The sequence below is a fragment of the Novosphingobium guangzhouense genome (genome assembly GCF_002896965.1).
Classification (GTDB): Bacteria; Pseudomonadota; Alphaproteobacteria; order Sphingomonadales; family Sphingomonadaceae; genus Novosphingobium; species Novosphingobium guangzhouense.
Map to the genome: position 1 here is coordinate 64,818 of NZ_LYMM01000026.1, position 10,780 is coordinate 75,597.

At 59.4% G+C, this 10,780-nt stretch carries 13 protein-coding genes and 1 pseudogene; 9 read left to right on the forward strand and 5 right to left on the reverse strand.

All coding sequences use genetic code 11. From position 1 onward, the window contains the following. Window positions 1-52: 52 nt before the first annotated feature. From A8V01_RS07975 to A8V01_RS07985, 3 genes are read left to right on the forward strand one after another with little or no spacing between them, the layout of a single operon-like run. Window positions 53-349, forward strand: coding sequence for a type II toxin-antitoxin system RelE/ParE family toxin (locus A8V01_RS07975; RefSeq protein WP_103095437.1), 297 nt, complete (start codon window positions 53-55; stop codon window positions 347-349). 4 nt (window positions 350-353) lie between these two features. Beyond that, complete coding sequence (locus A8V01_RS07980; protein WP_103095394.1) at window positions 354-662, forward strand: addiction module antidote protein; 309 nt, start codon at window positions 354-356, stop codon at window positions 660-662. 45 nt (window positions 663-707) lie between these two features. Further along, complete coding sequence (locus A8V01_RS07985) at window positions 708-980, forward strand: type II toxin-antitoxin system Phd/YefM family antitoxin (protein WP_202408366.1); 273 nt, start codon at window positions 708-710, stop codon at window positions 978-980. Window positions 981-1,102: 122 nt separating this feature from the next. Here A8V01_RS07985 and A8V01_RS29540 read toward each other — a convergent pair whose 3' ends face one another. Further along, window positions 1,103-1,234 (reverse strand): hypothetical protein, encoded by a 132-nt coding sequence (locus A8V01_RS29540; protein ID WP_281256481.1) that lies wholly within the window; start codon window positions 1,232-1,234, stop codon window positions 1,103-1,105. A gap of 196 nt (window positions 1,235-1,430) precedes the next feature. Between A8V01_RS29540 and A8V01_RS07990 the strand changes: the two genes are divergently transcribed. Continuing rightward, window positions 1,431-1,883, forward strand: a complete 453-nt coding sequence (locus A8V01_RS07990; RefSeq protein WP_146037223.1) for a hypothetical protein — start codon at window positions 1,431-1,433, stop codon at window positions 1,881-1,883. Between the two features lie 76 nt (window positions 1,884-1,959). Further along, window positions 1,960-2,496, forward strand: a complete 537-nt coding sequence (locus tag A8V01_RS07995) for a hypothetical protein (RefSeq protein ID WP_103095397.1) — start codon at window positions 1,960-1,962, stop codon at window positions 2,494-2,496. A 122-nt stretch (window positions 2,497-2,618) separates the two neighbouring features. Here the strand turns inward: A8V01_RS07995 and A8V01_RS08000 are convergent, their stop codons facing one another. Beyond that, window positions 2,619-3,008, reverse strand: a complete 390-nt coding sequence (locus A8V01_RS08000; RefSeq protein WP_146037224.1) for a hypothetical protein — start codon at window positions 3,006-3,008, stop codon at window positions 2,619-2,621. A gap of 154 nt (window positions 3,009-3,162) precedes the next feature. Here A8V01_RS08000 and A8V01_RS08005 point away from each other — a divergent pair, with 154 nt between their 5' ends. Beyond that, window positions 3,163-3,432 carry a hypothetical protein gene (locus tag A8V01_RS08005; protein ID WP_245892380.1) on the forward strand — a complete coding sequence of 90 codons (270 nt, stop codon included), beginning with the start codon at window positions 3,163-3,165 and terminating at the stop codon, window positions 3,430-3,432. A 4-nt stretch (window positions 3,433-3,436) separates the two neighbouring features. Here A8V01_RS08005 and A8V01_RS08010 read toward each other — a convergent pair whose 3' ends face one another. Further along, entirely contained in the window at window positions 3,437-3,901 is a 465-nt protein-coding gene (locus A8V01_RS08010) for a hypothetical protein (RefSeq protein WP_103095400.1), read from the reverse strand. Window positions 3,902-4,192: 291 nt separating this feature from the next. Here A8V01_RS08010 and A8V01_RS08015 point away from each other — a divergent pair, with 291 nt between their 5' ends. Beyond that, entirely contained in the window at window positions 4,193-4,402 is a 210-nt protein-coding gene (locus A8V01_RS08015; protein ID WP_103095401.1) for a hypothetical protein, read from the forward strand. Between the two features lie 924 nt (window positions 4,403-5,326). Here A8V01_RS08015 and A8V01_RS08020 read toward each other — a convergent pair. Both A8V01_RS08020 and A8V01_RS08025 read right to left on the reverse strand, forming a co-directional pair. Continuing rightward, entirely contained in the window at window positions 5,327-5,626 is a 300-nt protein-coding gene (locus A8V01_RS08020; RefSeq protein WP_103095438.1) for an integration host factor subunit alpha, read from the reverse strand. 166 nt (window positions 5,627-5,792) lie between these two features. Beyond that, complete coding sequence (locus A8V01_RS08025) at window positions 5,793-6,110, reverse strand: hypothetical protein (protein WP_103095402.1); 318 nt, start codon at window positions 6,108-6,110, stop codon at window positions 5,793-5,795. A 201-nt stretch (window positions 6,111-6,311) separates the two neighbouring features. Here A8V01_RS08025 and A8V01_RS08030 point away from each other — a divergent pair. Next, window positions 6,312-7,313, forward strand: a pseudogene (locus A8V01_RS08030) (type IV secretion system DNA-binding domain-containing protein); the annotation flags it as partial. 3 nt (window positions 7,314-7,316) lie between these two features. Next, window positions 7,317-10,757, forward strand: coding sequence for a MobF family relaxase (gene mobF / locus A8V01_RS08035; protein WP_103095403.1), 3,441 nt, complete (start codon window positions 7,317-7,319; stop codon window positions 10,755-10,757). Window positions 10,758-10,780: the final 23 nt, after the last annotated feature.

The window sequence follows — 10,780 nt, forward strand, 5'->3', positions numbered from 1 at the left end:
CCGATTGCCAACCACGGTTGACAGTAAGGGGTGTGTCAACTATGGTTATCACATGATCGAGATGATCCAGTCTAACGCCTTCAATCAATGGTTGGCTGGTTTGCGCGATTCAAATGCGAAAGCCCGGATACAGATCCGCCTGCGTCGCTTGAGCCTCGGAAATCCGGGCGACGTAAAGCCCGTAGGGGATGGAATATCCGAGCTTCGCATTGATTATGGGCCGGGATACCGCGTTTACTACATGAAGCGCGGCCCCATCGTGATTGTCCTGCTTTGCGGCGGTGACAAGAGCACCCAGGCACGAGACATCGCGCAGGCAAAGTCAATCGCGAACGCATGGAAGGAATGAAATCATGGACGTGACTTTTAGCCGTTACGATCCCGCCGACTTCCTCAAGAGCGAAGCGGACATTGCGGCCTATCTGGACGCCGCTGCTGAGGATGGTGATACCGCCGTAATCGCCGCCGCTCTGGGCGACGTGGTGCGCGCTCGCAATCTCAGCAAGCTCTCACGCGATACCGGCCTTAGCCGTGAAGGCATTTACAAAGCCCTGTCCGGTGAAGGGAATCCGAGCTTCGCGACGATCGGCAAAATTGCCGATGCCCTTGGATTGCGTATCAGCTTTCAGCCAAATCAACAGGCGATCACACCGGCGCCATAACAGCCGCTGGCCTCAATTGCAGGAGATCAGACCGTGAGGTTGTCTATGGAAACCTTCCGCTCGAGCGAAGTTTCGAGGCGCTTCGGTTTCTACTGCGATAAAGCCATGATCCACCCGATCGCGGTCGAGCGCGATGGTGCCGTGCGTGTCGTCATGCTGTCGGCTGAGGAATACGAACGCCTGGCACGGCTCGATCACATCGCCCTTGCTCCTGAGGAACTGAGCGAAGCGGCATTCAGCGCCATTGCTAATGCCGAGCCTGTCGTCGATCCGGACCTGGCCAATCCAATCGAGAGCGCCGTGTCCAAGGCCGAATAAAATGAAGGCGGTGCCGGGCGGTCGCGTTTACCCGGCACCTGGCGCGGCCATTAGCATTCTCGTGTCCACGTTCAAGATGCCTGCGATGCACATGCACAAATCGTCATAACTCTAACGACGTTCTACAAGTCGATGTTGCGCCGCTCAATTTCGTCGAGCACGGCCTTTTCGAAATCAGTAAGGTTTTCACCGTCTTCGACTTTATCCCATGCATCGACCAACTGTTCGTCGGTCATCTGTTTCGGGTCCATCATCCGCGTTGCTCCTGCATCGACAGGGCGATCATCACACGCGCGCGCGTCCCCTGCAACATGGGCATAGCTTTGGCGCGATAACAACTATTATGTTAAATATCAACATCTTATGGCGAATACCGTTTTAGGGCCATACCCGCTGTAGGTCAATCCTGGCCGCGAAGGCAGCACTTCAATCAGCCTCGAGGAGAAACCAATGCGTGAGCAATCTCGCAGCGATGAAGATTTGGGCGTCCGATATCTGCGAATGGCGCTCGAGTACGGCCGTGCCACCCGCACATTGCTGGACGGGAACCAGTGTGAAGCACCGTTCTGGCAGAGCGTGGGTCACGCCCTCGAGCTGTCGTTGAAATCGCTGCTCAAAAAGCACGGCTTCGACGAGATGGACCTCATGCATTTCATCAATCACGATCTTTATGGGGCAGAGCGGTACTACCTCAGGCAGTGCCCGGATTCCCAACTGATCTCGGCCGACGCATCACGGCTGATCCGTCATCTGTCGGATTACCATGCCCGTTTGGATTTCCGGTATCCCTGCCTTTTCCCGGTCGCCTCGCTGCCCGACCCGGCCGATGCTGAACGGGCGCTCGCTGCACATCTAAATGCGGTGGCCAGCCATTTCGGGGTCACAACCCATGACCCAAGCTAGCAAAGAGCTTCGCGTAGGGGGCATGCGATACAATCGCAAACTCGCCACAGTCTCTCCCGAAGAGTTCGCTGAGCTTATGGCGATCGTCTATTCCGAACCTGCGCCAGCGCGCCCCCTCACCCCTGATGACCACTGGCGCCGAGCCTATCAGCTCGAACAGCAAAGCAAGCGCGTCCTCGGCTCCCAGGCGGACTTGTTCAGCGGACGAACTATCACCCACTACCGGCGGCACCGGCCTGCGGCCGAGGTCGAGACACCGGCCATGGAAACGATCGAAGCAAAGCTCGATCGCATCGCGGACGATCCCCTTGCCACCTTCGGCCCGGAACGGGCAGATCGCCCCGCCTATCTTTCAAGGGACGACAAAGCCGCGATTCTGCAGGGCGCCGCAAACTGGCTCCAGGTACGACAACGGGTCCGCATCGTCGATGCTCCGGGAGCCGTAGATCCCGCGTATGGACCGCACCTTTTCCTCGGCCGCGAAGGCGTCATCTGGAGATCGTGCAACGGCACCTTCGCTGACCACTGTTATGTCTTCCTCGACCCTGTCGGTGCAGAGCGCACCGCCAAGATCCGGATGGTCGAGGTTCGCGACATCGAGCCGATCACATGAGCGCGCGGCAATCCGACCTGTTTCACGGCGACAAGCAACCTCCCCGCACATCGCCACCGATCCGGTCCTACCGAAAAATCCTCAAGTCCAGCGCTAACGCCTTTGCCTGGGAAAGCATGGGATCATGGGTGCGCCACATGCATCGCCTCTTCGCGATCGAAACCACCAGCTCCGATCACTACGAGCGCGTCCGGCGAACCGCGCGCCAACTCACCGTCGAGCACATCCGGCTTTGCCGGCATGCCGACGATCTCGCCCGGTGCGAGGCTATGCTCGTCCAGGTCAACTCCGGTTGGCTCTATGGGCTCGATCGGGCTTTCACCCGCGTAGAGCGCGGTGAACTCCTCGTCGAGGTCCGTAATCGCATCGTGTTGCTGGGCCTCGGCCGCACGGAGCCCAAAGCGAAAGGACCACGCCTCGATCCCGTGCGTCTTCCCGACGCTGCGCTTCTGCACCTGATCCAGACACATGCCGATCCACACCTGGTCGAGCAGCTGCGCGCCGAGCGTCAACGCCGCCTCGATGCAATAACGGGGCCGAAACCGTAGCAGCGGCTTCGACCCCGTCGATTGAATGAGACCCATGCATTACTGTGGATCAGCCGTAGCAACGCCTCAACGTCGATTCCGGCTGCAAGCACGATAGATCGCAATGGGTCAATTTAACATGAACGAACCTGCAAGGTCCGTTCCCGCGCATCTGCGCACATCACCCGAAGGACATCACCCGAAGGACAAACTTATGATTATCTCGTCTCTCTCAGCCCGACGACGCCATCTCACCTCATTCGAGAGGTGTTATGCCGTCGCTTGCCAGCTTCGCGACACCACCGGCGCCGACCAGTTCGTCGTGCGCACCGACGACCCCTTGCAACCCTTCCGCGACTCGCGGCATCAGCCGAGCGAGCCGGAAACCATTCTTGCGCTCGTAGCCTGAGCGCTCAATTCCAGACCTTCTGATCCGCCACTAGTTCGGCGGGCGTCTTCCCAGCGACCAGGTTGCGTGCCGCAACATGAAGCACTTCTGCTCCCGATTCACGCACGGCCCGCGCCATGTAGGCGCGCCGGTTCGCGAGGATCGCCAGCCAGCGCATGTCGCTCACGGTTTCGTTCAGATCGCGTTCGCAGGTCAGATACCACAGCTTCATCTGCAGTGGATTCTTATCCTTCAGGATTTCCTCGAAGGCCGCATAGCCCTCGCCATAGCTCACGCCCTTGCGGGCGTCGTTCCACAGGTCGAAATAGGCATCCGCCATTTCGCGGGTCGCGAAATACCCGGCATCCAGGCTTTCACCCATAAGGGCTCCCGCCAGCAACCGACGAACAGGTCGAAGTTCGACATCGTTCACTGCGTCCATCAGGGGCAGATCGTAATTGTAGCCCTCCAATACGTCTTTCATCTGCATAGGTTTTTCTCCTTCGGTGAGACCTATGAGGCGGTTAGAACATTAAGTGAACACCCAAGTCAAGGCCCGTTCGGTCGTTCAAATGACTGGACGTCTTGATCGTGTTGAACTTCCAAGGAGGGCGGAGTTAACCCTTTGTTAGTAATTGAAACTCAAACTTTGGCTTGGCGATCGAGTAGCAGTCTTGTTCCCCGCCGGTCTGACATCCCCGATACCCCCTGTACCTAAATCCTTGTCAGACCGGCGACCCGCCGCCAACCGCTGCGATCGCCTGCAGAAAGGATCACCACCATGGAACCTCTGCGCCACCTTGATCGAGACACCCGACGCGCCCGTCTGCTCGCAGCGCGCACCCGCCCCGTTGGCGGCATCAACCGGCGCGGAATCTTCACCGGCCATTGGGATCGTGGCGACATTGTCCGCCAGTTCTGCGGCGGTAACGGCTCGTGGATAGGACTTGCAACCTATACCGGCATAGAACCGGGTGAGCATCAGCTATGACCTTCATCGGCTCCCATACTCAGCCGCTGCCGATCGCTCGCCACGTCTTTGACTTGAGGCGATAGACCTCGCGGCCGCACGCCGTGCAGGCGCCGACGTAATGAAAACCATCCCACCGGGCCTTATTCCGGTCGGGCTTGTGACGATTTATCAGGCACAGGATCGATTGCGGTATCATCGACGGTTCACCCTCAGGTTTAGTGGCTTGCCCCCGAAGAGGGCCTGCCATCGACGTGATCATATCGCAGCGCAACATACACTGCCTCGGGTTGTGCATCCAGCACGCCAGAACGCGATGGATTTCAAAACACAGCGGATTTCGGCGACCCCGACTTGCCTCTCACTCATGGATACGCTCTTCTTTGCGTGATCCCGGACCAAAAGGACGTGCCTGATGACACACTTCATGCTGATCATCATATGCGTAGCGGCGCCCTTCGCGCTGCTCGCTGTCACGACACATATGTCGGGCGCCTTCACCCTTCCCCATCCCGACGCACCCCCGCCGTCGAAATCCCAGCGGCTACGCCGCTATCTGCTTCTCAACTGGCCGTGGATCTGCGTACCGTTGGTAGCCGCGTTCGCCGGCTATCGCCTCGCACAGGACAATCTGTCCGCCTCGAGTTGGACCAACCTCGGTATGATAATCCTCGCTCCGGTCTGTTTCGCGCTCCTGCTCGTCCAGCCCTGGAGTCATCGGCGACTTTGGGCGCCATGGATAAGCGTCATCATCCTTCTGATCGCTAGCATTGCCCTGGCCCCAATCTTTGCCGAGGCAACCGGCCTGTCCCACCTCGAATGGCGCAAGTGGTCAGTCGTCGGGCTCGCCGGTTGGACATTTGCAGGCGTGATCGTCTTCCTGATCTGGAACGAAATGCAGGAGCGCATCCTCGATAGGAAGAAACCGGCTTTGCCGGACCTCCTTCATCGAACTCCGGCGAACCGCATCCGTAACCCTTCGCTCGGCCGGAACGTCACCACCCGCCGCGCCGAAACCGTCGCCTCTTCGCCAGTCTTGGGGTTGCGGCCGACACGCGCGTCCTTGTCGTTCAGCAGAAACGTGCCGAATTTCGAAATCTTCACGTTCTCGCCAGACGCCAGAGCATCGGTCATGCGCTCAAGGATTTGCTCGACCATATGCAGAGCGTCAGACTTCGATAGGCCAACCTTGCGGTGCAAGGCATCCGCGAGACCCGATCGCGTCAATGTCGGGGTGTTTTCTATCACGCTGCCTCGCTCAATAAAATCACGATACCCTCAATCACTTCCTCTTGCGTTTTGTTCGGCCGGGGTGCGGAGGGCGCACTGAACCATACTCAGTCTGGAAATTTTTGAGGGCAGCTTTCGTTACTATGTAGATGAAGGGAAATAGCTCGATCTTACGTCGCCATTATTTATCTAGCTCCAATCCGCCGAGATTAACATGAACACCCTTGGATAAGGCCATGTCTAGAATACGGCCTAAATCCTCTGGCGCTCTTAACTGGTAACGATTTCCTTCAAAAATAACGAACGATAAACCGGCCTTCTTGTGAACGACGCGCTCAGCAGTTTCATATATATTTAAGAAAGCGCCGGTGAGCTGCGCAATATAGAACTTCTTGGAGACATTAACTCTGAATCGGTTATCTCCGACCGGCTTGCCTTGCTGTTCGGTCGTCGCGGATTTAATCCAACGCCCCGCGAGTGGGTCATCCTGGTCTATCACGATAACCTTCCTATCACGAGGCTGCGTTGCCTATAAAACAGGCAATATCAGAACGATGGCCTTCCTACCATTGATGCCTTGAAATCGACTATCTTCTTGGCGTTCAGGCAGGAAATTAGGGGTCCTCTCGCCTGCGGCGAGACCGGGCTCTAGTCGCCTGCGGCTCCCGGAGCCCCTGCGGGTCTCCGCCGTTCCGGTGACGATCCCTTGGGCGCATTGCACCGCCTCCCTGCCATCGAGGACGGCCTCCAGACTGCCCGAAACTTTGGCGGCGCCATGATCCTTGGCCTCCACTCCTTCGACAAGCTGGTGCAGGTTTACGGCGAGGAAAACGCCCGCAACCTGTCATCGCTCGCGCGTACCAAGCTCATGCTCGCAGCGGCCGATCTCGACACGGCCGAGCAGTGCGCCCGCTACATCGGCAATCGCGAAATCCGCCAGATGGATGAGGGCTATTCCTACGGCTACAATTCCACCCGCGACGCATCGACACTGACGCCTCGCAAGCAGATCGAACCGCTCGTCATCCCTGACGACATCATGAACCTGCCTTCGATGCACGGCTTCGTGAAATTCCCTGACGGTTTCCCTGCTGCGCGCGTCCGTCTGCAGTGGCAGCAATACCCGCAGGTCGCAGAAGGTTTCATTCGGCGGCCACCGAACAAGCCGGACGATCCAGATGGCAAGGTTCGCGGAGGTGGGGGTAAGCCAAAGGGTGGTGATGACGGCGGGCGAGGTGAAGAGATCGCGCTCAGCGAAGAGGAACAGAAGGCAGGCGAAGGCCCGATTGCTCTTGCGTCCAATATCCTGTCGCAACCCTCAGAGCAGGAACGCGAAGAGCAGGAGGGTCGCGATCCAAACGCGCGAGAGGCCCTTGAACGTATGGACCCGGGCGCCGCACAATCCGCGACAGGGATTGGTGACACGGCGCAGGACAATTCCACCGACCCTAACGGGATCGATACTCCAGAGCGTGAAGCTGCGCTGCCTGAAAATTCCACCGCCCGACGCGACGGCCAGGAAGTATCATCCCGATCAACCGATAAGGACGCCGGCGTTGAGGCGCCTCAAGGACCGATCGATCCTGCCGAGGAAGATCTGGGTGTGCGCGAAGCGCGCGATGGCTTCGGCACGGGCGATGGAAAAAACCACAGTCACGATCACCACGATCTGGGTGATTCAGACATGGGCATCGGAGACTGACCGATGCACTCCATCGCATCCGTTCGCTCCGCTGGTGGCGCCGCGAAGTATTTCACCAACGACGATTTCGTTGCCGGTGATTATTATACAAATGAGCAGGCGGGAGAGGTCAGCCAATGGAGCGGCGCCGGCCTCTCCGACAGCCCGATCGCGGAAGGTTCAAGCGTCACCCGTGAGGCGTTCGAAAAGGTTCTGCTGGGCGAGACACCCACTGGCGAGCAGATCGAGGCGAAAGAGAACCGCAGACCGGGTTACGACCTGACTTTCTCCGCTCCAAAATCAGTATCGATCATGGCCTACATAGCCGGCGACAAGCGCATCCTTGGACCTGACGGGGCATTCGCGCTCTCGGTCAAGGATACCATGGCATGGGTCGAGAAAAACCTCGCCGAAGGTCGCAAGACCGTCGATGGCAAGACGACGGCTGTTCAGACCGGCAATCTCGTCTACGCCTTGTTCCAGCACGACACGAGCCGGGCGCTCGATCCGCAACTCCACATTCATTCCATCGTCGCCAACATGACGCGCATGCCCGACGGCAAATGGCAGGCGCTTCACGCTGACAAGATTTGGTCCAACAACACAGTCATCGGCTCGATCCAGCACGCCTTCCTGCGGACCCGTATGGAGGAGCTGGGCTACAAGGTTCAGTTGGACGGCAAGCACGGCACGTTCGAGGTCGTCGGTGTCCCCAAGGATGTCATCGACGCCAACAGCACCCGCCGCGAAGAAATCCTCATTAAGTCTGAGCAGCTTGGGATCGTCTCATCCAAAGGGCGCGACATCGTCACCGTCAACACCCGCGATGCCAAACTGAATGTTGAAGAGCGCGAAGGCATGGTCAAAGGCTGGATCGAGCGAGCTGCAGCGCTCGGATTTGACGGTAAGGACGTCCTCGCCGCGGCTTTGCGGGCTTCTCGCGAACAGCCGGAAAACCTCGCCGTGCGGGGCTACAAGGCGATGCTCGAGGTGGTGAACACAGCGCGCGAGTTTGTATCCGGCCTTCTGCGATCCCCTGAACCACTGGTCGATGCCGGTATTGCGCGTCTGGCCGGGTCGCCGGGCGATGCGCGCGCGCAACTGGCCGTCGCCTCGGCCGTCCGCATTCTCAGTCAGCGTGAAGCCGCTTTCCAAGTCCATCAGGTTTCCAAGACGGCTCTCGATCTTGGCCTCAAGGGCGTGACGATCGACAACGTCGAGGCGCGGATCGATCGGCTTATCAAGAATGGCGACCTCGTATCCGGTCAGATCCGGCACAAGGGCCGCTTGGTCGATGCTGTCACTACGCCCGAAGCGTTGAAGATCGAGCAATCGATCCTTGATCACGTCGATGCCGGCAAAGGTAAAGGCACCTCGATCGTTGACGCTGCCAGTGCGCCGTCCCGGCTTCAGGAAGCCGCGTCGGCCCGGGAACTGAATCAGGGGCAGCTCGCGGCCGCCACCATGATCGTCTCGAGCGGGGATCGCTACGTCGTCGTCCAGGGCGTCGCCGGCGCTGGTAAGTCCACCATGCTGCAGGCTGTCGCCGCAGTCGCGCGCGATGAAGGCAAGCAAGTCCTCGGCCTCGCCTTCCAGAACAAGATGGTCGGCGACATGCGCGAGGGCATGGTGCCCAAGCACCTCACGGCCGAGGACATGGAAAAGGCCGGGGTTTCGGCACAGACGATCGCATCATTCATATGGCAGAACGAGAAATACCTTAGCGACCCGAGCAGTCCTGGTGCTCAGCAGAGGCGGAACGAACTGGCCGGCACCATCGTCGTCGTCGACGAAACCTCGATGGTCTCGAGCGAGGATATGCTCAAACTCATGCGTATCTCCGAGGCTCTCGGCATCGAGACCGTAGCCTTCGTTGGCGACCGCCAGCAGCTCTCCTCGATCGATTGGGGCAAGTCTTTCGCCATGGTCCAGGCGGGCGGCATCACCATGGAGCGCATGGAGCAGAACGTGCGCATCAATCCCGAGAACAAGCAGCTTCTCACCGTTGCCGCCCTCGCCAACACCGGCCGGGCCGGCGCCGCGCTCAAGGTGCTTGGCGAGAATGTCACCGAGCATTCGGAACCGGCAGCCGAGGCAGCCGAGACATGGCTGGCACTTTCTGCAGAGGACCGCGCCGCCACCGCTGTATTCGCCTCGGGCCGCGAGACGCGCGCAGAAATCAACTCCGCGATCCAGGAAGGGCTTCTGCGCGAGGGCACGCTCAAGGGCGACGGGCTCGATGTCACTGTCCATGACCGGGTTAGCAAAGAGCGCGAGCAGCTGCGCTATGCCCATCATTATACCGTCGGCCAGACGCTCACCGTCACCGGCCAGGTGCGGGAGGTTGGTCTCGGCCGCGGCCAGTATCAGGTTAGTCGGATCTTCGACAACGGCAAGGTTCAGATCACCGGACCCAACGGGCGAAACATTCGATTCGATCCTCAGCGTATCGATCCCGCCATACGTCGCGACCGGCTTGAGTTGACCACACTCCAGACCTTGAAGATCCACGAAGGCGATACAATCCGCTGGACCGCGACCGACAAGGACCGCGGCCTCGACAATTCCGCGCTCGCCAAAATCGTCTCGATCGCAAACGGCAGCGTCACTTTCGAGACTGCCAACAAGGAGCAGGTCACGCTTGAGCGTGGCGATCCCATGCTGAGCCGTATGGACCTCGCCTATGCCCTCAACATGCACATGGCGCAGGGTGTCACCACCGACAAGGGCATCGGCGTGATGCTTTCTTACGAGCACAACCTTTCGAACCACCGTCTTTTCAACGTCCTCGTTACCCGCGTTCGTGACGGGCTCACCATGATCGTCGACGATCGCGAGAAGCTGGAATGGCGTTTGAACTCCAACCCCGGCGACAAGACTGCCGCCCTCGAGAGCACCGGGCAGCTCGACATCGATGGTGTAGATGCCAAGCAGGAAGCGGCTGACGCTGCACTTACCGCCGCATTCGATGCGCTCGAGGCTGAGAGCGGTGCCGGTGGCGCGCCGAACGGCCCTGGCAGCGATGCCACCGCTGATTTGGGCGACCTGCCCCCAATGCCCGCAGCCGATGCACAGGACGGCAGCGCTGGAGTTGGCGCCAATGGCAACGACAACGCGGCCGCAGGCCGTAGCGAAGTCGAGACGAGCCAGAACGGCATGTCTGGTTCCGATTCAATGGATCTGGATGACCTGCCGCCGATGGGACCATCGGAAACTGACTATTCCACTTTCGATGCCAATTCTGATCAGATCTACGATCCCGGCGCTGATGAGCCCCCTGCCCCCGCGCAGGACAAGGAAGACGCCGATCCGCTCCGACAAGCACTGCTGGATCACCTCGAGGGGGATGGGCTCGGCATCGTCGACACCACCATTGATGACCTCACCGGCATTCCGCCGATGCCTGGCCGTGATGACGGCCAAATTCCGGGCCTGCCGGAGAAGAACCTTGGACTAAACCTTTAAACTGCAGCGATTTTCCCAACAAT